The sequence below is a fragment of the Mesorhizobium sp. B264B1B genome (genome assembly GCF_020165765.1).
Lineage (GTDB): Bacteria > Pseudomonadota > Alphaproteobacteria > Rhizobiales > Rhizobiaceae > Mesorhizobium.
In genome coordinates this window covers 388,548-411,636 of record NZ_JAIUIS010000003.1, presented here as the reverse complement: position 1 = coordinate 411,636, position 23,089 = coordinate 388,548, and the positions used below count along the sequence as shown (strand labels likewise).

General features: G+C 63.9%; 22 protein-coding genes. 8 read left to right on the top strand and 14 right to left on the bottom strand.

The annotated features are described in order from the left end of the window. The first annotated feature begins 137 nt into the window (after positions 1–137). Both LB547_RS08650 and carB read left to right on the top strand, forming a co-directional pair. The gene (locus LB547_RS08650) at positions 138–971 is read left to right on the top strand and encodes an SH3 domain-containing protein (protein ID WP_140760496.1); all 834 of its coding nucleotides are present in this window, start codon (positions 138–140) and stop codon (positions 969–971) included. A 272-nt stretch (positions 972–1,243) separates the two neighbouring features. Next, positions 1,244–4,735, top strand: a complete 3,492-nt coding sequence (gene carB / locus LB547_RS08645; protein ID WP_140582054.1) for a carbamoyl-phosphate synthase large subunit — start codon at positions 1,244–1,246, stop codon at positions 4,733–4,735. A gap of 286 nt (positions 4,736–5,021) precedes the next feature. On the opposite strand, the gene LB547_RS08640 is transcribed toward carB, so the two are convergent. The 9 genes from LB547_RS08640 to LB547_RS08600 form a co-directional block, all read right to left on the bottom strand. After that, positions 5,022–5,414, bottom strand: a complete 393-nt coding sequence (locus LB547_RS08640) for a Rid family hydrolase (RefSeq protein ID WP_013530107.1) — start codon at positions 5,412–5,414, stop codon at positions 5,022–5,024. 294 nt (positions 5,415–5,708) lie between these two features. Continuing rightward, positions 5,709–6,173 carry a cupin domain-containing protein gene (locus LB547_RS08635; RefSeq protein ID WP_140556002.1) on the bottom strand — a complete coding sequence of 155 codons (465 nt, stop codon included), beginning with the start codon at positions 6,171–6,173 and terminating at the stop codon, positions 5,709–5,711. Positions 6,174–6,460: 287 nt separating this feature from the next. Next, a complete protein-coding gene (locus LB547_RS08630) occupies positions 6,461–7,012 on the bottom strand; it encodes a DUF4142 domain-containing protein (protein WP_140516783.1) in 552 nt (183 codons plus the stop codon). A gap of 78 nt (positions 7,013–7,090) precedes the next feature. Continuing rightward, positions 7,091–7,834, bottom strand: coding sequence for a DUF899 family protein (locus LB547_RS08625; protein ID WP_140582059.1), 744 nt, complete (start codon positions 7,832–7,834; stop codon positions 7,091–7,093). A gap of 93 nt (positions 7,835–7,927) precedes the next feature. Next, the gene (locus LB547_RS08620; RefSeq protein WP_140582062.1) at positions 7,928–8,752 is read right to left on the bottom strand and encodes a carbohydrate ABC transporter permease; all 825 of its coding nucleotides are present in this window, start codon (positions 8,750–8,752) and stop codon (positions 7,928–7,930) included. 1 nt (position 8,753) lies between these two features. Continuing rightward, positions 8,754–9,728: a carbohydrate ABC transporter permease gene (locus tag LB547_RS08615; protein ID WP_140760485.1), complete on the bottom strand. Its 975-nt coding sequence runs from the start codon at positions 9,726–9,728 to the stop codon at positions 8,754–8,756. 38 nt (positions 9,729–9,766) lie between these two features. Beyond that, positions 9,767–11,035: an ABC transporter substrate-binding protein gene (locus LB547_RS08610; protein ID WP_140760471.1), complete on the bottom strand. Its 1,269-nt coding sequence runs from the start codon at positions 11,033–11,035 to the stop codon at positions 9,767–9,769. A gap of 146 nt (positions 11,036–11,181) precedes the next feature. Continuing rightward, a complete protein-coding gene (locus tag LB547_RS08605) occupies positions 11,182–11,670 on the bottom strand; it encodes a GNAT family N-acetyltransferase (RefSeq protein WP_140760457.1) in 489 nt (162 codons plus the stop codon). Positions 11,671–11,675: 5 nt separating this feature from the next. Then, positions 11,676–12,587, bottom strand: a complete 912-nt coding sequence (locus LB547_RS08600) for a lytic transglycosylase domain-containing protein (RefSeq protein WP_140495943.1) — start codon at positions 12,585–12,587, stop codon at positions 11,676–11,678. A 180-nt stretch (positions 12,588–12,767) separates the two neighbouring features. Between LB547_RS08600 and LB547_RS08595 the strand changes: the two genes are divergently transcribed. Continuing rightward, complete coding sequence (locus LB547_RS08595) at positions 12,768–13,337, top strand: methylated-DNA--[protein]-cysteine S-methyltransferase (RefSeq protein WP_140760444.1); 570 nt, start codon at positions 12,768–12,770, stop codon at positions 13,335–13,337. Between the two features lie 28 nt (positions 13,338–13,365). On the opposite strand, the gene LB547_RS08590 is transcribed toward LB547_RS08595, so the two are convergent. Further along, positions 13,366–13,695 (bottom strand): hypothetical protein, encoded by a 330-nt coding sequence (locus LB547_RS08590; protein WP_140760431.1) that lies wholly within the window; start codon positions 13,693–13,695, stop codon positions 13,366–13,368. 275 nt (positions 13,696–13,970) lie between these two features. Between LB547_RS08590 and LB547_RS08585 the strand changes: the two genes are divergently transcribed. Beyond that, positions 13,971–14,183: a cold-shock protein gene (locus LB547_RS08585; RefSeq protein WP_010910991.1), complete on the top strand. Its 213-nt coding sequence runs from the start codon at positions 13,971–13,973 to the stop codon at positions 14,181–14,183. Positions 14,184–14,450: 267 nt separating this feature from the next. Further along, entirely contained in the window at positions 14,451–14,651 is a 201-nt protein-coding gene (locus LB547_RS08580) for an iron-containing alcohol dehydrogenase (protein ID WP_140556015.1), read from the top strand. Between the two features lie 351 nt (positions 14,652–15,002). Here LB547_RS08580 and LB547_RS08575 read toward each other — a convergent pair whose 3' ends face one another. The 3 genes from LB547_RS08575 to LB547_RS08565 all read right to left on the bottom strand — a co-directional run bounded on the left by LB547_RS08575 (position 15,003) and on the right by LB547_RS08565 (position 17,460). After that, complete coding sequence (locus LB547_RS08575; protein WP_140666127.1) at positions 15,003–15,611, bottom strand: glutathione S-transferase family protein; 609 nt, start codon at positions 15,609–15,611, stop codon at positions 15,003–15,005. A gap of 113 nt (positions 15,612–15,724) precedes the next feature. Further along, positions 15,725–16,573, bottom strand: a complete 849-nt coding sequence (locus LB547_RS08570) for an EAL domain-containing protein (RefSeq protein WP_140495948.1) — start codon at positions 16,571–16,573, stop codon at positions 15,725–15,727. Then, entirely contained in the window at positions 16,570–17,460 is an 891-nt protein-coding gene (locus LB547_RS08565) for an EAL domain-containing protein (protein ID WP_140760417.1), read from the bottom strand. Before LB547_RS08565 ends, LB547_RS08570 begins: the two co-directional genes overlap by 4 nt. Before the next feature lie 215 nt (positions 17,461–17,675). On the opposite strand from LB547_RS08565, the gene LB547_RS08560 reads away from it, so the two are divergent. Next, a complete protein-coding gene (locus LB547_RS08560; RefSeq protein ID WP_140760403.1) occupies positions 17,676–18,878 on the top strand; it encodes a pyridoxal phosphate-dependent aminotransferase in 1,203 nt (400 codons plus the stop codon). A 56-nt stretch (positions 18,879–18,934) separates the two neighbouring features. Here LB547_RS08560 and LB547_RS08555 read toward each other — a convergent pair whose 3' ends face one another. Then, a complete protein-coding gene (locus LB547_RS08555) occupies positions 18,935–19,330 on the bottom strand; it encodes a cupin domain-containing protein (RefSeq protein ID WP_140495951.1) in 396 nt (131 codons plus the stop codon). A 323-nt stretch (positions 19,331–19,653) separates the two neighbouring features. Here LB547_RS08555 and LB547_RS08550 point away from each other — a divergent pair, with 323 nt between their 5' ends. Then, the gene (locus tag LB547_RS08550) at positions 19,654–21,705 is read left to right on the top strand and encodes an elongation factor G (RefSeq protein WP_140760390.1); all 2,052 of its coding nucleotides are present in this window, start codon (positions 19,654–19,656) and stop codon (positions 21,703–21,705) included. Between the two features lie 874 nt (positions 21,706–22,579). Further along, positions 22,580–23,077: a methyltransferase family protein gene (locus LB547_RS08545; protein ID WP_140560643.1), complete on the top strand. Its 498-nt coding sequence runs from the start codon at positions 22,580–22,582 to the stop codon at positions 23,075–23,077. Positions 23,078–23,089 lie beyond the last annotated feature (12 nt).

Here is a 23,089-nt window from a genome sequence, read left to right as displayed (position 1 = left end):
GCTCCGTCTCTGCCGGAAGAAAATCTCGCTTCTGGACAGGGCGCAGCGTCGTCGCCTATAAAATCGGCTTCGCGTGTGGCGGCGTTTCGTATCTGGCGGTGCCTTTGGTAATGCAATCTATCGGCCACGGCGAAGTGATGAAGCGCTGGTCTACGCTCCGAACGACGCTCTTCGCGCTGATCGCCGCTCCTGTGCTTCTGACGGTGGCCCATGCCGAGGATGGGCCGTTCATCTCCATCGTCACCGGCCTCGCTCCCGACGATCTCCTCAACGTCCGCGCCCATCCGTCGCCGATCGGCAAGACCGAGGCGCGGCTGGCCAACGGCGCCAGCGTGAACAATCTCGGCTGCATCGACGTAGACGGCCGGCAATGGTGCAAGGTCGAGGCCGAGAACCCGAAAATCAGCGGCTGGACCCCTGCCCGCTACCTGAACCCCGTCAATCCGGCTTCGCCGCCCGATCCGGATCAGGCGGATGGAGGCCAGGCGCTCGACGCAACGGCCGGCCCGACAGCCGCTCCGCCGCCCGCGTTGCCGCCCGACCTGACGGCGAGGCTGGGCGGAGCCGACAACGCGGCTGCAACCACGCCGAAATCCGCGGCGGCAGTTGCCATGCAGGATGCTTACGGCCTGGCGCTGGTGGCGAATGAACCGCCGCCCACTGGGGAGAATCCGCCTCAGGCGGAGGCCAGCGCCGGAGGCGCCGCCATTGAAATTCCCTGTGCGCGCAATGTTGGCCAGCCGATGACCCTTTGCGCGGCAAGCGTCGAGCACAAGGGCAGCGACAAGGCCGACGTCACCGTGACCTGGCCGGACGGCGGCAGCCGCGTCATCTCCTTCTACGGCGGCCTGCCCGCAGGTTCCGACGGCGACAGCGATTTCCGCTTCACCCGCGAAGGCAGCCTCAGCATGATCCGCGTCGGCATCTCGGAGCGATTCGAGATTACGGACGCGGTGGCGTTTGGGGATTAGTTTGGAAGGCAATAGGGCAGTAGGGCAGTAAGGCAATATGTGAAGTGCCTGGAGTGACTGCCCTACTGCCCTACTGCCCTACTGCCCTACTGCCCTACTGCCCTACTGCCCTACTGCCCTACTGCCCTACTGCCCTCATTTTCGGGGTTACATCAGGCAAAACTCTTCCCTATAAGGCCCTCCTAGCCTGATACCAGAATCGCAAGCACAACCGGCCGGGTCTCCCGTCCCGGTTTTTCGTGCAAGCCGCTCGCCGAACGGAATTCATAAAGATGCCAAGACGCACCGACATCAAGTCGATCCTGATCATCGGGGCCGGCCCCATCGTCATCGGCCAGGCCTGCGAATTCGACTATTCCGGCACGCAGGCCTGCAAGGCGCTGAAGGAAGAGGGTTTCCGCGTCATCCTGGTCAATTCCAACCCGGCCACCATCATGACCGACCCGGAACTGGCCGACGCCACCTATATCGAGCCGATCACCCCCGAAGTCGTGGCCAAGATCATCGCCAAGGAGCGACCCGACGCGCTGCTGCCGACCATGGGCGGCCAGACCGCGCTCAACACCGCGCTCTCGCTGCGCCGCATGGGCGTGCTGGAGCGCTATAATGTCGAGATGATCGGCGCCGACGCCACGGCCATCGACAAGGCCGAGGACCGGGCGCTGTTCCGCGAGGCGATGAAGAAGATCGGCCTGGAAACGCCGAAGTCGATGCTGGCCAACGCCACCGACGTCAAGAACGCCGACCGCAAGACGCATGAGGCCGAGCGCGCGGCACTGAAGGCCGAAAAGCCCGACAACCTCGACGCCGCGCTCGACGCGCTGGAGACAAGCTGGAACCTCGGCGAAGGCGACCGCAAGCAGCGCTACATCAGCCACGCCATGGCGATCGCCGCCCAGGCGCTCGACCATGTCGGCCTGCCCGCCATCATCCGCCCCTCCTTCACCATGGGCGGGACCGGCGGCGGCATCGCCTACAACAGGGCCGAATTCTTCGACATCGTCCAGTCCGGCCTCGACGCCTCGCCGACCACCGAAGTGCTGATCGAGGAGAGCGTGCTCGGCTGGAAGGAGTACGAGATGGAGGTCGTCCGCGACAGAGCGGACAATTGCATCATCGTCTGCTCCATCGAGAACATCGATCCGATGGGCGTGCACACGGGCGATTCGATCACCGTCGCCCCGGCGCTGACCCTGACCGACAAGGAATACCAGATGATGCGCAACGCCTCGATCGCGGTGCTGCGCGAGATCGGCGTCGAGACCGGCGGCTCCAACGTGCAGTTCGCCGTCAACCCGGCCGATGGCCGGCTCGTGGTCATCGAGATGAACCCGCGCGTCTCCCGCTCCTCCGCGCTGGCCTCCAAGGCGACCGGCTTCCCCATCGCCAAGATCGCCGCCAAGCTTGCCGTCGGCTACACGCTGGACGAGCTCGAGAATGACATTACCGGCGGCGCCACGCCCGCCTCGTTCGAACCGAGCATCGATTACGTCGTCACGAAAATCCCGCGCTTTGCGTTCGAAAAATTCCCCGGCGCGGAGCCGGTGCTGACCACCGCCATGAAGTCGGTCGGCGAAGTCATGGCTATCGGCCGCACCTTCCAGGAATCCCTGCAGAAGGCTTTGCGTGGCCTGGAGACCGGCCTCACCGGCCTCGACGAGATCGAGATCCCCGGCCTTGGCTCCGCCAACAGCGCCGACGACCGCAACGCGATCCGCGCCGCCTTGGGCACGCCGACGCCCGACCGGCTGCGCATGGTGGCGCAGGCGATCCGCATGGGCACCTCGCTCGAAGACGTGCACGCAATGTGCAAGATCGATCCGTGGTTCCTCGAGCAGATCGCCGGCATCCTGGCCATGGAAGCCCGCATCCGCGAGCACGGTCTGCCTGAGGACGCCGCCAATCTGCGCATGCTGAAGGCCATGGGTTTTTCGGATGCCCGCCTCGCGTCGCTGACGAAGAGCGACGTGGAAGTCGTTCAGAAGATTCGCGAAAAGCTCGACGTTCATCCGGTTTATAAACGCATCGACACCTGTGCGGCCGAGTTCGCGTCGCCCACCGCCTACATGTACTCCACTTATGAAGTGCCCTTCGCCGGCGCGCTCGCCAACGAGGCGCAGGTGTCGTCGCGCAAGAAGGTGGTTATCCTCGGCGGCGGTCCGAACCGCATCGGCCAGGGCATCGAATTCGACTATTGCTGCTGCCACGCGGCGTTTGCGCTGCGCGACGCCGGCTATGAAGCGATCATGATCAACTGCAACCCGGAGACCGTGTCGACCGACTACGACACGTCGGACCGGCTCTATTTCGATCCCCTGACGGCGGAGGACGTGCTGGAGATCCTGCGCGCCGAGCAGGCCTCGGGCGAGCTGGTCGGCGTCATCGTCCAATTCGGCGGCCAGACGCCGCTGAAGCTCGCCGATGCGCTGGAGAAGGCCGGCATCCCGATCCTCGGCACCTCGCCCGACATGATCGATCTGGCGGAGGACCGCGACCGCTTCCAGAAGCTCTTGCACAAGCTCAATCTCAGCCAGCCGAAGAACGGCATTGCCTATTCGGTCGAGCAGGCCCGCCTCGTCGCCGGCGAGCTCGGCTTCCCCCTGGTGGTGCGCCCCTCCTATGTGCTGGGCGGCCGCGCCATGCAGATCATCCATGACGAGGGCATGCTGCAATCCTATCTGCTCGACACCGTGCCCGGCCTGGTGCCGGAGGACATCAAGCAGAAATACCCCAACGACAAGACCGGCCAGATCAACACGCTGCTGGGCAAGAACCCGTTGCTGTTCGACACCTATCTCAGTGGCGCCATCGAGGTCGATGTCGACTGCCTCTGCGACGGCAAGGCGACCTTCGTCTCGGGCATTCTCGAGCACATCGAGGAGGCCGGCATCCATTCGGGCGACTCGGCCTGCTCGCTCCCCGTTCACTCGCTGCCTTCCGAGCTGGTTGACGAGCTGGAGCGCCAGACGGCAGCGCTTGCCCGCGCGCTCAATGTCGGCGGCCTGATGAACGTGCAATACGCGATCAAGGACGGCACAGTGTACGTGCTGGAGGTCAATCCGCGCGCGTCGCGCACCGTGCCTTTCGTCGCCAAGACCATCGGCCGCCCCATCGCCAAGATCGCCGCCCGTATCATGGCCGGTGAGAGCCTGGAAGACGCCTTCGTCCATTACGGCGCCATGCCCGACCCACGCAATCCTGGCCACATCGCGGTCAAGGAAGCCGTCTTCCCCTTCGCCCGCTTCCCCGGCGTCGACATCCTGCTCGGGCCGGAAATGCGCTCGACCGGCGAGGTCATGGGCCTCGACCGCGATTTTGCCCTCGCCTTCGCCAAGAGCCAGTTAGGGGCCGGCGTCGACCTGCCCCGCTCCGGCACGCTGTTTGTCTCGGTACGCGACGAGGACAAGAAAGGCATATTGCCCGCGGTCAAGCGCCTTGCCGGCCTCGGCTTCAAGGTGATGGCCACCTCAGGCACCGCCCGCTTCCTCGCCGAAAACGGCGTCGTCGCCGAAAAGATCAACAAGGTTCTGGAAGGCCGCCCCCACATCGAGGACGCCATCCGCAACCGCCAGGTGCAGATCGTCTTCAACACGACGGATGGCCAGAAGGCGGTGTCGGACTCCAAGTCGCTGCGCCGCGCGACCCTGATGCAGAAGGTGCCGTATTATACGACGCTGTCAGGCGCGGCGGCTGTGGCGGAGGCGATCGCGGCGCTGAAGGCGGGGAGCCTGGAAGTGAGGCCGCTGCAGGAGTATTTTGCTTAAGGCGACAGCCAATCAGTGAAAAATTCCGAGACGATGACACCCACGAGAAATCAAAGGTCACTTTCTCCTCGGATTCTTAAGCGCTATCAAATAGTCGGCAGACGAATCGACACTGTTCTTTGCAAACGTTTATTCCGGTTCGTTTTAGAAACACCTTCAATTTGCTTCGACCATTGACCGAGCGTATCTAGAATCTGCTGTATCTGTGACAGAGAAAGCCTCTCCCCCTTGGCGAGGTAGAGGAGTGGGGTTACTCTTCACTTGGATGCAGGCCATTGGAGCCCACTCACGCCACCGCCACACACTCAATCTCGATGTCAAACTCCATCGGCCACGAAGCCACCGGCACGAAACTCCGCGCCGGCGGGTTGGTCGAGAAGTACCTGGCATAAACCCGGTTAATCGCGTTGTAGAAGCCGGAATTGACGGCGTAGATGCGCACCATCACGACATTGTCCAGCGAGGTGCCGGCCGCTTCCAGGCAGTGTTTCAGCGCCTTGAGCGACGCCTCGGTCTGCACCTCGATGTCGCCGCGCACCATCTCGCCGGTCACCATGTCCACCGGCGGCGTCGCCGAGATGAACACGAATCCGTTGGCCTTCACCGCCGTCGAACAGGGCAGGCCGAGCGCCCGCACCTTGTCCGACATGACGGGCACTTCGATGATTTCTTTTTTCATGGTGATGCTCCCTGGGTTTGGGGGAGCTTATAGTGCCGGCCGGGGAACGCCAGCGCCGACCCGCAGTCCAGAGCCGGAACTCGTCCCTCGCCTGCGAAATCTCGTAGGGCGCTCCCCCTCTCCGTCCCGGCTTCGCCGGGCCACCTCTCCCCCATTTCATGGGGGCGAGGAAAAGCCAATCACTGAGGTCGCGACACCGGAACGCTTGGGTTCCTCGCCCCCACAAGGTGGGGGAGAGGTGGCCCGGCGAAGCCGGGACGGAGAGGGGGCTGGCGCCGACGCGTTGTCCAGCCTTCACCCTTGCCCCGGATAAGGCGTGCCGTCCTTGTGCAGGAAGCGTCCGTCCGAACTCGGGCTCATCATGTCGATGTCGGAGCAGGTGATGACATCGTCAGGGTTGCGCGAGCCGACCTCGAGGTAGAGCGCCGGCGTGGACGAGCGGTTGATCAAATGGTGGCCATTGCCGCTGTTCTTGGCGAAGGTGGCGCAGTCGCCGGCGCTGAGCAGCGTCTCGCCGCCATCCTCGACCAGCGTCAGTTCGCCTTCCAGCACATAGACGAACTCGTCCTCATGGCTGTGCCAGTGGCGCTGGCTGGACCAGCCGCCGGGCGGCAATGTCATCAGGTTGACGCCGAAATCGGTGAGCCCGCCGGCATCGCCAAGCCTGCGGCGCCTGCGGCCGGCGCAAGGGCCATCGAAGGGCGCGGGATAGCCCGAGCCCTTGCGGAGGGGCAGGGATGCGAGGTCGAGTTTGGGCATGGGTACTTCCCCGGGTGGGTGGTGCGGCAGTGTAGTCCCACGCAGGCATGGGAAGAACCCTGGCCGTCGCGCCGCCCTACGGCGCCCCCCTCTGTCCTGCCGGACATCTCCCCCTCAGGGGGGGAGATTGGCTGTCGCGAATGCTTTCGCCAAATTTTCAGCGTGGGCAGAAAGAGCGCCGACGCCCAAGCTGCCGATCTCCCCCCAAGAGGGGGAGATGTCCGGCAGGACAGAGGGGGGCGCCGTAGAGTGCTATCGTCTGCGGTTCAGCTCCCTCTCGACCGCCCTCACCCCTGATGCGCGGCCCCCAGTTCCTTCACGTGCTTCTCGTGCATCTTCAGCGTCGGCAGCGTCTTCTTGGCGAATTCCTTCATCGCCGGATCGTCGCCCGATTGGGCGTAGGTGCTGAAGAGCGCGACGGCGTCCTTGTGAGCTGCTGTCTGCATCATGATGTATTTGGTGTCGAAGTCCTTGCCGCTGGCGGCCTTGAGTTCGTCGAGCTGGCCCTGTTCTTTCGGCTGAAGCGCCGGGCCGGCCGGCTTGGTCGAGGCGGTGGTCTGGCCCTGCGCGAGTGCCGCCTTGAAGTCCTCGCCGGCCTTCGTGTGGTCCTCGATCATCTGTTTGGCGAAGGCCTTGACGTCGGCCGACGCCGATTTCTGCTCGGCGAGCTTGCTCGACTGGATCTCGAACTCGTTGGCGCCGGGCACCGTCTTGATGAAGGTCTGCGTGTCGACCTTGCTGTCGGCCGCCAGCGGCGTCGTTTGGGCGGTGGATTGGGCAAGCGCGGCGGGCGCGGCGGCGAGCAAGGCCGCGGCGGTCATGGTCAGAAGCGTTTTCATCTGCAATCTCCGATCGGAATGGTTCCCTCGGGATTCCAACGCCGCAGATGCACGGAAGTTGCGCAAAGCACCTTGCCGTCAATGGCAGCATGCCTCGCCATATTGCAGCTGCTCGTGCCAGTTCGGCCGGCCCTCCGGGGTGAAATCCATCAGGTTCCACAGGATCTCGCAGGTGCCGATGGCGCGCGGGTCCTGGCCGGGTTCGGGCGGCGCGAAGCCGAGTTCGGACGACCAGAAATGCCTGATGCCGTCAGCGTCGCGGTGGAACACCGAGAGCAGCGGGATCTGCGCACCGTCGGCATCCTCGGCGTTGTAGTCGCGCTTGAAGCTGTTGGAGGCCGACGACACCAGCCGCATGTTCTGCCAGCCACGGTCGCGGCCGAGCGTAACGAGATTTTCGAGAACGGTTTTCGCCACCACGGCAAAGTTGAAGCCGGCCGCCTGAAGATGGCCGACCGCGCCGTCGAACTGGTCGAGCAGCGCCGTGCAGGATGGGCATGGCTGGTCCGGCCGCGCCAGCTTCGCCGTGCCGCCCGTCATTGCCACGTCGCGCGTCTCCTGCGGATGGCGCGGAAACATCATCTGGTAGAGGATCAGCGTGTCCTTGCCGGGCGCGAAGAGTTCCGACAGCTTTATCTCGGCCGCCCTGCCCTCGGCATCCAGCCCATCGAACACGTAATCCTGTGGCACCAGCCCGCCCGGCGGCAACGCGCGGCGTGCCACGGCCACATCCTCCATGGCGCGGCGCAGCGCGATTTCCTTCTTCAGCAGCTTTTCGCGGGCGGCGCGGTATCTGGCGGATTCGTTGGGGAAGGTGATCATGATCGGCTCCTTGGGTCACAGCGCCGGCGTCCCGGCGCGGTTGCTCTAAGACCTAAGGACGCGCCGCTGCGGCCGGTTCCGACAATTTTCCCCTCACCCCTTCACGCCGCCGGCGGTCAGGCCTGAGACGATCTTGCGCTGGAAAATCAGCACCAGCAGCACCAGCGGCACGGTGACGATCACCGATGCGGCCATGATGTTGCCCCACGGGATCTCGAACTGCGAATTGCCCGACAGCAGCGCGATCGCCACCGGCACGGTGCGCTGGGCGTTGTTGGAGGTGAAGGTGAGCGCAAACAGGAACTCGTTCCACGCGCCGATGAACGCCAAAAGCCCGGTGGTCGCCAGCGCCGGCCACATCAGCGGCAGGAAGATGCGCGTGATGATGATCCACGGCGTCGCGCCGTCAAGGATCGCCGCCTCCTCGACCTCGACCGGCAGGTCGCGCACGAAGGCGGTGAGCACCCAGACGGTGAACGGCAAGGTGAAGATCATGTAGGAGAAGATCAGCGCGAGAAGCGAATTGTAGAGGCCGAACATCCGCACCAGTTCGAACAGTCCGGCCAGCACCGCCACCTGCGGGAACATCGATACCGACAGGATGGCGAATAGTAGCGCTGAGCGGCCGCGAAAACGGATGCGCGCCAGCGCGTAGGCCGCGGTGACGCCGAGGAACAGCGAGAGCGCGACGACCGCGCCGGAGACCACCAGTGAGTTGATCAGGTTGCGTGCGAAGGCGCCTTCGGTCAGCACGTTGCGATAATTGCCGAGGCTGAACGTCTTCGGCCAGAGGTCGGCCTGGAACAGTTCGGTGCCCGATTTCAGGCTGGTGACGATGGCGTAATAGAAGGGGAATACCGCGACCAGCACGATGGCCGCGACCAGCAGGTAGAAAGCCGTCCGCTTCAGGATCCACATCTCAGCGCCCGCCCTCGAGGCTGACCCCGCCGATCCGGATATAGGCCATGGTGAGAAGCGCAAGAATGAGGAACAGCAGCGTCGAAGCGGCCGAGCCGTAGGCGAATTTGTCGAACTCGAACAGGTTCTCGCGCGCGAACACCGACATCGACTTGGTGTGCACGTTGTTGGGCGTCAGCACATAGATCAGGTCGAAGATGCGCAGCGCATCGAGCGCGCGGAAGATCACCGCCACCATCACCGCAGGGCGGATCAGCGGCAAGGTCACCCGCCAGAATATCTGCCACGGATTGGCGCCGTCGAGCCTCGCGACCTCGATGATCTCGCGCGGCAGCATCTGCAGCGCGGCAAGGATGAGCAGCGCCATGAACGGCGTCGTCTTCCAGATGTCGACGACCAGCACGGCCGCCATCGCCGTGTCGGCGTTGGCCGTCCAGGCGATCTTGGTGTCGATCAGGCCGAGATTGAGCAGAACCACATTGATGATGCCGAACTGGTCGTTGAGCATCCACTGCCACATCTTGGCCGAGACGATGGTCGGGATCGCCCAGGGGATGAGGATCGCCGCCCTGACGATGCCGCGGCCCGGGAATTCGGCATTGAGCACCAGCGCGACGATCATGCCGAGGATCGTCTCGCAGGTCACCGAAATGGCCGCGAAACGCACCGTGTTCCAGACGGCGCTCCACCACACCGGGTCGGCCAGCACGCCATCATAGAGCACCCGGCCGCTCGGCATGCGCAGCACCGAGAAGTAATTGGCGAAGCCTGCCCACTGGCGGGCGTCGAGGTCGGCCAGCGAAGCGTCGGTGAAGCTGAAATAGATGGTGCGGGCGAGCGGCCAGCCGGCAGCGGCGGCGAGCACCAGGAGCATCGGCGCCAGGAACAGCCAGGCCGAACGCACGCGCTGGCGCATCAGCCGCGAGCGCGGGCGGCGGGTCGCGACGGCTTCAGTCCTCGGCTCCGCTTCTGTCATCCCTCGCGCCGGGCGGGACATGGAGGCGCGTTGTGGCGTCACCAGCCACGCCCCTTCAGCCTGGTCAGCATGGCTTCGAGGTCGGCCAGATTGTCGCCCGCGGCGCCATCGCCCGACAGCGTCTTGTGGACGGCGTTCCAGAATTGGCTCGACGCCTCGTTGTACTTGATCCTGGCCGCGGCCGAGGGACGCGGCACCGCATTGAGGAAGATCTGCTTCCAGCGCGGAACGATCGGCTGTTGTCTGGCGATGTCGGTATCGTCATAGAGCGCCTGGATGGTCGGCAGGCTGGAGTTCCTCAGCGCGCGGTATTTCTGCATCGCGGGCGAGGCGATGAATTTGACGAGCCCGATCGCCGCGTCCGGGTGCCTGGAATATTTGGACACGGCAAGATTCCAGCCACCCAGCACCGCCGCCGGACGCGCGCCTTCGCCGGTGCCGGCCGGCAGCGGCGCTACGTCGAACTTGCCCTTGATCGGCGAGCCTTCGGAATTGCCGAGTGCATAGGCGTAGGGCCAGTTGCGCATGAAGACCGCATTGCCGGTCTGCCACACGCCGCGCGATTCCTCTTCCTGATAGGCCAGCACGCCGGGTGGCGCGATGGTTCCGACCCAGCCTTTGGCCATGTCGAGCGCTGCCGCCGCTTTTGGATTATTGATCGAGATGGTGCCGTCCGGCTCGATGATCTGGCCACCGCCGTTCGACATCACCCATTCCAGCGCGTCGCAGGTCAGCCCCTCATAGGCATTGCCCTGGAAGACGAAGCCCCAGATATCCTTGTTGCCGGCAGCCCGTTCCTTGTCCATGACCAGCCTGGCGGTGTCGGCCAGCTGCTTCCAGGTGGCAGGCACCTGGGCGCCGTATTTGTCGAGCAGGTCCTTGCGGTAATAGAGCGCCGGCGCATCGGTGAAGATCGGCAGCGCCACCAGCCTTCCGTTGACGGTCTGCGACTGGATGATCGAGGGGAAATGGGCGCCGACGACATCCTTGGTCGCCGCGGTCAGGTCGACAAGCTGGCTGGCGAGCTGCGGCGCCCAGATCACATCGGTCTGGTAGACGTCGATATCGCTATTGCCGGCGGCAAGCCACAGCCTGTACTGGCCGAACTGGTCGGTCCCGGATGCCGGCATGACGACGATGCTGACCTTGTTGCCGCTGTCCTTCTCATAGCGGTCGAGGATTTCACGCAGCACCTTGATGCCGATTCCTGTGTCGCCCGATACGATCGACAATTCGACGGCTCGCGCAGGCACAGCCGCAATCATCGCTGCAGCGACCAACGTGGCAAATGCGTGAAAGAGCCTCATGGCGGCGGAGGATCTCCTTTCGGAACGGCGACGCAAGCCTTCGAGGCTCCGGAAGCTCGTCGGACCCTCCACCACTCTTTGAATGCGGAGCGGCGCTCTGGGTTCCCGAGCCAGGCCGACGAGCGGCGGTGGCCCGGGCCGCGGCCTCAGCCTTCCCAGGCAACAGGGCTCATCCCAAGCCGCTGATAGAGCCTGACAGCGGCGGCGTTTTCCACCGTGTTGGTCTTGAGGTCGACATGGTCTGCGCCGCGTTCGCGAAAGACGGCGAAGGCGTGCCACATCAGCGCCTCGCCGATGCCCCTGCCGCGCGCCTGCGGATGCACGGCGAGATCCCTGACGAAGGCGCTCGTCCAGCACAGGCCCGCCGCCACCAGCAGGCCCTTGGCGTCGATGACGAGGAAACAGAGCGCAGGGTCGAATTCGGGGTCGCCTGAGATGCGTGGCCACCATTCGTCGAACGGGCCGTCGGCGCCATCGTCGAACACTTCGGTCAGCAGCGCATGCAAGGCCGGCGCATCGCCGGGCTCGAGGGTGCGCATGACAAAGCCATCCGACCAGTGCGCGGGAACCAGCGTCTCGTCGAGGATCTTGCGCAGCCGGATGTCGTTCGGAGCCGGCGGGCGCGGTTCGGGCATTTCGCTCAGGCGTCGGGCAGCAGGCGGCGCCGCTTGCGGTCGACGCCGAGGCCGGTCGCCTCGAGCAGGCCTTTGCGCTTGGCGTCGAAATAGTAGCCGGTCTGATAGAGCCAGTCGGCGCGCTTGGCGTTGCCGTCCGACACCAGCCAGGCGCCACGCAGGTATTTGACGGCGTATTTCAGGTTGGTTTCGGCATCGAACAGGCCCCTGGCCGGTCCGTCATAGCCCATGCCGCGCGCCGTCGCGTGCTTGATCTGCATCAGCCCCCAATGGCCGTTGTTGTAGGCCTTGGGATTGAAGGTGCTTTCGCGGTTGACGACATGGCGCACAAGGTCGACCGGCACCTGATAAAACGCGGCGTATTTTACGATCAGCCGGTCGATATCGCCGCGCACGCCGGTCGCATGCTCTTCCTGCACCGGAGCGGCAGGAAACTGGACGAGGGCAGCCGGATTCTGCGGCACAACATAGGCCGCCTGCTGCACGCCGGGCATGGCTTTCTGATCGTTCCTGGCGATCGCCGGCACGATGAGCCCGGCGGTGGCGTAGGTGGCTGCCGCCTTGATTGGTGCGCCGGCGCCAGCCGGCGGCGGCGCCTGCCAGGCATTAGCGGTCATCACCGCCGGCACGGCCGGTGCGGTTGGGGTCGCTCCGGCAAAGGCCGCGGTTGCCGCGGCCGCCTGTGTGGTCGGGCCGGCGGACAACTCAGCGGTTTGAACGGGCGTAATCCCCGACGATTCCGGCAGCACCGAAACCGTCTCCGGCAACGGTATGGTGAAGCCGGCATCGGTGCCGGCGACGGTCGCTGTTTCGGTCAGGGAAGACGCGGATTTCATCTGCGATGTCGACGTGCAACCGCTGACGCAGGCCATGGCCGCGATCACGCCGAGCGCGATAAGGGTTTGTTTTGCTGGCAAGCCGCGTTCGGGTCCGGTTCGTCGGATGTTAAGAAATCCCTTACACCAGCGATTCCTGGCGAGCAATCGGGGCGCTCAGGTGGTTTTCGGGTGGCGAGACTCGGGCCGAAATGCCATATTGTTCCTGATATGTACCGGCATGAATGCCGGTTTCTGGCCATTTTGCGAAAGGAGCACGCCATGCAAACGCCGTCGCAGATCACAGCCGGCCACGCAGTGTTAGAAACAGTGATCGGCTTCATGGGCATTGCCTGGAGCGAAAAAGGCCTGATCCGGCTCTGCCTTTCCGAACGCAGCCGCGAGGCAGTGGAACGGCGGCTGCTGCGCCATGCCGGCGTTTCGGCCGCTACCGTGCAGCCGCCGTGGGTGGTCGAGCTGATCGCCTCGATCAAGGCCTATGCGGCAGGCGAGGACGTCGATTTCTCCTCCGTGCCGGTCGATCTCGACGGCATCGACGATTTCCGCCTCGCCATCTATGGCGCGGCGCGAAAGCTAGCCTATGGCGAAACCACCACCTATGGCGAACTGGCCAAGCGCGCCGGCCATGCCGGCCTGCCGCGCGAAACGGGTGCCGCGCTTGGCGCCAATCCGGTGCCTCTGGTCATTCCGTGTCACCGCATCGTCGCCGCCGGCGGCAAGATCGGCGGCTTCTCCGCGCCCGGCGGCTCGACCACCAAGGAAAAGATGCTGGCCATGGAAGGCGTGCGCGTCGGCCCGCCGCCGCCAGCGCAGGTCTCGTTCGGATTTTGACGCGATAGCAGCCGCGCCAGGCTATGGCCTAGTCGTTATGAAAAAACCGCCGGCGGAAACGCCGGTCGTTGTCCGGTCGCTTGCAATTGTAGACCAGGCAGGATTTCGTATCGGCGCTCGGCACATAGGCGCGTGTCCTCACCTCGCCCATGGTGCAGAATTGCTGGCTCTGCACGTAGCGGTCGTAGAGTGGCAGTCCCGGTACCCGCCTCGACTGGTAACGCAGGATGACGGCGCCCTGCCGCGCGATCGTCGCCTGCACGCGGCCACACTCCATCCGCGTCGGATCGTAGCGCGAGATCGCCTGCGCCTCGGCGGCAATCAGCGTCAGGCATGCTGCCAGCAGAATGGTCTTCATGGTCCTCTCCCCTGATGCGCGGCTCACGGACAGCGCCATCTGACGCAACGGTTTCACCGGATTGGGGCGGCCGTTGGGCGGTCCCTCGATCACGGCTTTCTCACGCAGTCTTGTATTTCGTGCGAAAGCAGCCTATATCAACCCCATTGATATTTCGGCCGATCGATCCGGGCCTCGCGATCTTCGCGTTTGCTGACGTCTATCTCCAAAATCTCGATGCACACCGGCTGGACCTCGGTTCGGTCAAACCAAAGCAAATGTGAAGGACTATTTTTATGGCAACTGGAACGGTCAAGTGGTTCAACGCCACCAAGGGCTTCGGCTTCATCCAGCCTGACGCGGGCGGCGCGGACGTTTTCGTCCACATCTCCGCTGTCGAGCGCGCTGGACTGTCGACCCTGGTCGAAGGCCAGAAGATCAACTTCGAGATCGAGCAGGACCGCCGCACTGGCAAGTCGTCCGCTGGATCTCTGAGCAAGGCAGCCTGATTTTGAAAATGGCGCGCGCCGGGCGACAGCCCGGGGCGCGCGGCAAGTCACGGATGTACTGACGGTCGCGCGAGAAGCGCGCCGGAGCGGAAAGACCCGACAAGCCGGATCAGCAGATAGCTGCCAGCCCGGACCGGACGCTCCCGATCAGGCTACCGAAATGGGAAGGCGGGCATTGTCCCGCCTTTTTATTTGCCTGGATTCCAGGCATGTAAAGCCGAACCTGGAGTCCCACCTGTGGTACCACTAGAGTGGTATTATCCGGCCATGACCAAGCTTGAGCAAATCGAAAAGTCCATCACCGAACTGAGCCCCGAGGAGCTGAAGGCGTTTGCCGCATGGTTCGAGGCGCTCCAGGCGGACCTGTGGGATCGGCAGATCGAGACCGACGTGAGGGCGGGGCGATTGGACAAGCTTGCCGAACAGGCATTGGCTGACCATCGCGCCGGCCGGACTCGCCCTCTGTGAATCACGGCGCCTCTCCATCATTCTGGAAGGCTTATAAAAAACTGTCATCGTCGATCAAAGCAAAGGCGGACAGGAGTTTTCTCAGACTGCGTTCCGATCCTTTTCATCCCTCCTTACATTTCAAGCAGGTCGGTTGCTATTGGTCGGCGCGGGTCGACGAAACTACCGGCTGTTGCCATACGCAACAATGAAGATGTGATCTGGTTCTGGATCGGCACCCTATGCCGACTACGACCATCTGTTGAAATAGCTCTCGCGCAGCTTCCCGGACGATGGGCGGCCGGGCCTCGCGCCTGTTTGGCGCGCCTCGCCCAAAAGAGCCGCGGGGCGGTGGCGAGGTTGAGGATAAAATTACCCTACCCACTCCATAGAGACGTGCCCCGGATCCGCCACCACGCGGTCAAGCCACGCAGCCACCGCCGGATAGGCGTCGAGCTGGAAGCCGCCCTGCTCCGCCGTATGCGTATAAGCGTAGAGCGCGATGTCGGCGACGCTGTAGGCGTTTCCGGCGAAGAACGCGTTGTTCTCCATGTATTTATTCATGACACCGAGCGCCTTGTTGCCGCGCTCCAGTGTCACCGCCAGCCGCTCCGGCGTCGCGTCCTTGGCCCTTTCGGGAAAGGTCAGCAGCGCCTTGCGCACGGCGATATAGGGCTCGTGGCTGTACTGTTCGAAGAACAGCCATTGATAGGCGAGCCCGCGCTCATACTTGTCCGCGGGCAGGAAGCGCGTGCCCTCCGCGAGGTAGAGCAGGATGGCGTTGGATTCAGCGATCCGCCTTCCGTCGTCGAGCTCCAGCAGCGGCACCATGGCGTTCGGATTCTTGGCGACGAAATCCGCTTTTCGCGTATCGCCCGTGTGCGAACTCACCTCGACAGTGGTGAAAGGGAGGCCGAGCTTGGCCATCAGCAGGCGCGGCTTGTAGCAGTTGCCGCTGTCGATCATGCTGTAAAGTATCATCGCTGGTCCCCCGAGCGCTGCCATGTGCAGACGCGATTATCGTAGCCGCGCCGTCCTCACCAATGATTAGTTTTGGCGCGACGATCAGCGCCGCTGATGTGTAGCACACGGCGCTACCCGAACAGCGGCACCACCTTGCTGTCCCTGCCCAGCAGCGCGTCGATGGCGAGCGGTCGCTCGTCGAAGATCACCCCGGCCAGCGCCGGCCGGGCGAGTAGAAAACCTTGCAGCAGGTCGACGCCGCCATCGAGCGCGACGCGCAGATGGGTGGGCTGTTCGATGCCCTCGACCAGGACCTTGGCGCCGCGGTCGTGCAGGCTGGAGACCAGCGGGCGGAAGAACCGCTCGGCGGCGGCGTGGCGGCAGAATTGCGCGAACCAGCCACCGTCGATCTTGACGATATCGGGCTTGAGCAGGCTGACCCGCTCCTCGGTCGAGTGGCCGGTGCCGAAATCGTCGATGGCGATGCGGATGCCGTCGCGGCGCATCTCGCGCACCAGCCTGGCCAGCAGCGTGTCGTCGGCCGCCTGTTCGGTGATTTCGCAGACCAGCATGCCGGGGGCCAGGCCGAGCTCGCCGAGATGCCTGCTCATCAGCCGGATTTCGGCCAAGGCCCGGCCCCGATGGGCGTTGACCAATGGATTGTAGTTGAAGAACAGATCGAGCCCGTCGACGCCGATGTTGCGGAAGTTCCTGAGATGCAGCACGCGGCACATGGTTTCGACGAACAGCCGGTCCTCGGCCGCGACGCCTTCGAAGAACGCCCGTGCGGCGCCCGGCCGGCCGGCGCGATGCGGCTCTATCAGGCCCTCGACCGCGATTGCGTGCAGGAAGCGGCCGCGCGGCGCGAAGATCGGCTGGTAGGCGCTGCGCAGGCGGAAGTCGCCATAAACGCCATATTCGATACCGACCTCGTCCATGAAGATCGCATCGCCGACATCGCGCCGCCGCTCGGGCCTCATCGTGTGCCCCTGCGCCCAAAGGCTTTCGCCGCCCGCGCGGTATGCGGCGCGGCTGCCGGGACGGAAGATGCACTGTCGGCGGCAGGCGACGGCCCGTCCTCGCCGAAGACGCGGAAGCTGGTCGGCGCCAGTTCCGGCCGTGCCAGCACGAAACCCTGGACCATCGAAGCCCCGGATTTCTCGGCCAGCTCCAGCTGCCAGCCTTCCTCGATGCCCTCGAACACGGTGCGGATGCCTTGTGCCTCGAAGCTTTTCACCATGGACGTCAGCAGCGCGAAGCCGGCGCCGGACTCCATCAACTGCGTGATCCAGTGGGCATCGAACTTGACGATGTCGGGTTTCAACTCCTTGATGCGGTTGATGTCGGAATCGTCGGCGCCATAGTCATCGACGGCAATGCGAAAGCCGTTGCCCTTCAACGCCGCGACGAAACCGTGCAGGGTCTCCTGCGAGGCTGGACGCTGCTCGGTCACCTCGCACACGACACGGCCCGGATCGATGCCGGCCTCGTGCAGCACCAGGCGCATTTCGCGCAAGGCATTGTCGGCAACGGCGCGCTCGGTGAACACCGACGGATCGAAATTGACGAAGATCGACGCTTCCTGCGGCAGGCAGGCGCCGGCATTCAGCAGATGCAGCGTCCTGGTCAGCGCCTCGACATGAAGCCGGTCGGCGGTCGGGCAGGTGCTGAAGAAGCTCATTGGCGATTGCGGCTCGCCGTCGCGGAACGGCCGGATCAAGCCCTCGAAGGCGGCAACCGACAGCTTGCCTTCCCTGAAGGCGAAGATCGGCTGGAAGGCGCTTTGCAGCGTATAAATGCCCCAGACACCTGACGAGGTGCCGTCATCATGACGGATGATATGGGCAAGCCCGATGCTGCGCGACAAGGTTCCTCGCTCCGCGAACTGGCGCAATTGGGTTGCGATCCTGCCACGCAAGCCTCTACCGCCCGTTAATGAACTTTCTGTTGTCGATCACGGCTCATTGACCTCCTTGCGGCACTGGCCCAGCCGACAATGCTTGCACTCACGGGAATGATGCGACATGAGAAGCGCCGCGGCCGCTCCTGGCCGCGCTGATCCTTTCTGGAGAGAAAAAGGTCATGGCCTTCCTTGCCGACACCCTTTCACGCGTGAAGCCTTCCGCCACCATCGCGGTGACGCAGAAAGCCCGCGAGCTGAAAAATGCCGGCCGCGACGTCATCGGCCTGGGTGCCGGCGAACCGGATTTCGATACGCCCGACAACATCAAGAATGCGGCGATCGAGGCGATCCGCCGTGGTGAGACCAAATATCCGCCGGTGTCGGGCATCGTGCCGCTGCGCGAAGCGATCGCGAAGAAATTGAAGCGCGAGAACAATCTCGACTACAAGCCCGAACAGACCATCGTTGGCACTGGCGGCAAGCAGATCCTGTTCAACGCCTTCATGGCGACGCTGAATCCCGGCGACGAGGTCATCATCCCACGCCCCTATTGGGTCAGCTATCCCGAGATGGTGGCGATCTGCGGCGGCACTTCGGTGTTCGCCGACACTTCGATCGACAACGGCTTCAAGTTGACGGCAGAAGTGCTGGAAAAGGCGATCACGCCGCGCACAAAGTGGCTGCTGATGAACTCGCCGTCGAACCCGTCGGGCGCCGCCTACACCGAGGCCGAGCTTCGGTCGCTCGCCGACGTGCTGCTCAGGCATCCGCATGTCTGGACGCTGACCGACGACATGTACGAGCATCTGACCTACGGCGACTTCGTCTTCAAGACCATCGCCGAGGTCGAGCCGAAGCTCTATGAGCGCACGCTGACCATGAACGGCGTGTCGAAAGCCTATGCCATGACCGGCTGGCGCATTGGCTACGCCGCGGGTCCCGTCCAGCTGATCAAGGCGATGGACATGATCCAGGGCCAGCAGACGTCGGGCGCCTGCACCATCGCGCAATGGGCCTCGGTCGAAGCGCTGAACGGCCCGCAGGACTTCATCGCCAAGAACAAGGCGATCTTCCAGGGGCGCCGCGATCTCGTCGTCTCGATGCTCAACCAGGCGCGCGGCATCTCTTGTCCGTCGCCGGAAGGCGCCTTCTACGTCTATCCGTCCTGCGCCCAGCTGATCGGCAAGAAGACCAAGGCCGGCAAGGTGATCGACACTGACGAGGCCTTCTGCTCGGAGCTGCTCGAGGCCGAGGGCGTGGCGGTGGTATTCGGTTCGGCCTTCGGCCTCGGTCCGAACTTCCGCATCTCCTACGCCACGTCGGAGACGCTGCTGGAGGAGGCGTGCACGCGCATCCAGCGCTTTACGGCATCACTGACCTGATCGTGAAAACAAAACCCGGCCAAACGCCGGGTTTTTAGATAGGCTCGACACGGTACTCAGCCGCCATATTGGGCCGGCGTCACCGCTTCCAGCCAGTCGGCATGCACGCCCTCGAGCGCTTCCTGCATGGCTATATGCGTCATGGCCGTTTTCGGCCCGGCGCCATGCCAGTGCTTTTCGCCTGGCGCGAACGAGATGACGTCCCCTGCCCTGATCTCCTGGATGAGACCGCCCCAGGTCTGGGCGAGGCCGGCGCCCGACGTGACGTACAGCGTCTGGCCAAGCGGATGCGTGTGCCAGTGGGTCCGCGCGCCCGGTTCGAAGCTGACCAATGTCGCCCGCAGCCGTGCCGGAGCCTCCTTCTCGATGATCGGCGTCTGCAGCACCCGGCCGGTGAAGTACTTTTCCGGCGCGATGACGGTCGGCGTGCTGCCGCAAGCAATGATCTTCATCGTTCGATCCCTGGAACTGGTGGCGATGCGGGCGGCGGCGACGCCGCTCTTCTTTCGAGACCCTAGTTTCGGCCGATATGGCCGTCGACGCAACCGGTCTGTTCGGCTTGCAAATCAGCGGCAACCGCACCGCGCTCGGCCCTTGAGGCTACCTATTTTCCTTGCCCTGCCGGCAAACAAGTGGGACGATACCTTTGGGCCGGTTGAAGACAAGCCCGCCCGCGACGGTCGAACAGGCCGGCCGCCGCTCAGGACCGACTGACCTTGGCCTGAACCATGAATGCCAGTCGGTCTCCAGGGAAACGCCTGAGTGGAGGTCAGTCATGGGTAATCGCGCCGGAGGAAGACGCACGGGACCGAAATGCATTGCCATAGTCGGTCCCTTCGCAAGCGGTAAGACGACACTTCTCGAAGCCATATTGGCCCGCACGGGCGCCATTCCCCGCCAGAACCCGGTTTCCTCGGGAAACACCGTTTCAGATCATTCGCCCGAGGCGCGCGCCCACGCCATGAGCGTCGAGGCGACCTTCGCCACCACGGAATTCATGGGCGAGCAGTTCACCTTCGTCGACTGTCCCGGATCGATCGAATTCTCCTTCGAGGCCGAACCGGTGCTGGCCGCCTGCGACCTCGCGGTGGTCGTCGCCGAGGCCGACGAGAAGAAGATCCCCGCCCTCCAGCTCATCATGCGCAAGCTCGACGATCTCGGCGTGCCGCGCATCCTGTTTCTCAACAAGGTCGACAAGGCGATCGCGGGCGTGCGCGACACGCTGAAGATGCTGCAGCCGGCAAGTGCGGTGCCGTTGCTTCTGCGCCAGATACCGCTGCGCAAGGACGGCGTCGTCATCGGCTCGATCGACTTGGCGCTGGAACGCGCCTACATCTACCGCGAATATGCCGAGAGCGAGGTGGCCCAGATCCCCGGCGACGAAAAGGCGCGTGAGCTGGAAGCCCGTTTTTCGATGCTGGAACGGCTGGCCGACCATGACGACCAGTTGATGGAACAGCTGCTCGAGGAGATCGAGCCGCCCAAGGACGCGGTCTTCGACGATCTTGCCGCGGATCTGCGCGACGGCGCCGTCACGCCGGTGCTGATCGGCACCGCAGAGAAAGGCAATGGCGTGCTGCGTCTCCTGAAGGCGATCCGCCATGATGCGCCCGACATCGACGCGACCCGCAAACGGCTCGGCGCCCCCGAAGGCAACGCAACCGTGGTTCAGGTGATGAAGACCATCCATACGCCGCATGGAGGCAAATTGTCGGTGTCGCGCATCCTTTCGGGACAGGTCGCCGATGGCTCCGAGCTCTGGCTGCCCGGCGGCGACATGGCAAAGGTGTCCGGCATCTACAGGATGCTTGGCAAGGACCAGTCGAAGCTCTCCGCGGCGAAGACCGGCGACACGGTCGCGCTCGGCAAGCTGGACGCGGTCAAGACCGGCCAGACGCTGACCTCGGCCAAGGGCGGCATGAAGCCGCTGCTCCAGTTCGAGCCGCCGCAGCCTGTCTTCGCTTTCGCCTTGCGGCCGAAGGAGCGCAAGGACGAGGTGAAGATGTCGGCCGCCATCCAACGGCTGGCCGAAGAAGATCCCTCGCTCAGCCTGCATCATAACCAGGACTCGGCCGAGACCGTGCTGTCGGGCCATGGAGAAATGCACCTGCGCGTCGTACGCGAACGGCTCGAGGGCAAGAACCAGATTCCGGTCGAAGGCCATCCGCCGGCGGTGCCCTACCGCGAGACTATCCGCAAATCGGCGCAGCAGCGCGGCCGCCACAAGAAGCAGTCCGGCGGCCACGGCCAGTTCGGCGATGTGGTGATCGAGATAAAGCCGCTGCCGCGCGGCGCAGGTTTCCAGTTCACCGATACCATCACCGGCGGCGTGGTGCCCAAGACCTACATCCAGTCGGTCGAAAGCGGTATACGCGATTACCTGAAGTCGGGCCCGCTCGGCTTTCCCGTCGTCGACGTCGCCGTCAACCTGTCGGACGGCTCCTACCACGCGGTCGATTCCTCCGACATGGCCTTCCAGATGGCGGCCAAGCTTGCCATGAAGGAAGGCATGGCGGGCTGTTCGCCCGTGCTCCTGGAGCCAGTGATGAAGGTCGAGATCGTGACGCCCTCCGATGCGACCTCGAAGATCATCGCCCTGATCCCGCAGCGGCGCGGCCAGATCCTCGGCTACGACGCGCGACCCGGCTGGCCAGGATGGGATGTCGTCGAGGCGACCATGCCGCAATCCGAGATCGGCGATCTGATCATCGAGCTGCGCTCGGCCACCTCAGGCGTCGCCAGCTACCGCGCCGTCTTCGACCACATGGCCGAACTCACCGGCCGGCTCGCCGACGAAGCGATGAATGCCAACGGCAAGGCAGCCTGATTCTGATGCATGTCGTCTAAAGTGATCTCGGCTTTGGGACATCGACATCCACAAAGATTTGGGTGAGTGCCCTCTCGAACCTTGTTCGAGGGGGCGCAAACAAAAAACGACGCCCGGGGGGGCCGGACGCCGTTTTGTTTGCGGACCGTTTTCTTGGGAGGAGAAACGGCAGGTCCGCCGCATCTTGAAGTCGCCGCTTCGGCGGAAGAAGGTTCGGACGCGGTAGCCGCCTGAGCCCGGATCGTCCGAGTGATGCCCCCATCTCCCGTCCGACCACACCGCGTCCTATGGTCTGCTTAGCAGGAGCCGAACGCCTTTGACATGTTACCAGAGGTTACATGTCACTGTTACGTGGCTATTTCGGTGGATTTTCCAGCCCTTCCGGCAGCCTCCGGGCAACAAAAAAGCCGGATCAATGAAGATCCGGCTGAGTTTGATTGGAAGTGCCTGTTAAGGCTAACCTCCAGAGGGGAACACTCGAGGGCGCTAATGGGAGGAGAACGCGCCCAGGAGATGAACTATATATGTGCTCATCATGCCCAAGAAACAAGCATCTATTTTGCAACACACGCATGCAAAAAGACGCAGGCTGTGGTCTAAGCCATTTCTGGACCCAATAGGACCAGCAGAATCACCGAAGCGGAACCCGCAATGAGACAATTGTCACGGCGGAATCGCGAATCACGCTCGGTTTTCATCCCGAAATGTCAAAAATGCGCAATGGCGTGGAATGAGGCAGCAGGCGTTTATTTCCGAGGCAACTAATGCATGTCGCGCAAAGTGTCCTCGGTTCGGCAGCGACGTGAACAACAAAGACGTGAGCGCGTCGCGGGAATCGGTTTGGGCGTGACATGCTTCAGGCGGGAGACAAGCAATGCGGACCTTTTCGGCGATCGCCGGCAGTGCTGCGTTCTTCATCGCGGCACCCTGTATCGTCGCCGGCCTCGTGCCGTGGCTGCTGACGGATCGCTGGGACCGGCCATGGTCGAGCCTGCCGGGTCTTGCCCCGCTCGGCTGGATCCTCATCGCCGTCGCCGTGGCGGCGCTGCTGCATGCATTCGCCTGCTTTGCGCTTGAAGGCCTCGGCACGCCTGCTCCGGTCGCTCCGACCGAGAGACTGGTGGTCGGCGGGCTCTACCGCCATGTCCGCAATCCGATGTATGTGGCGGTGCTGTCGATCATCATCGGCCAGGCACTGCTGTTTTCAAGCTGGACGCTTGTCGCCTACGCCGCCATGGCAGCCGCGGCCATGGCCACCTTCGTCAAGCTGTACGAGGAGCCGACGCTCGCACGCCGCTATGGCGATGAATACGAAACCTACCGCCGCAACGTGCCCGCCTGGCTGCCCCGCCTGACGCGCTGGCGGGGGTGAGAGTCTGCGCGA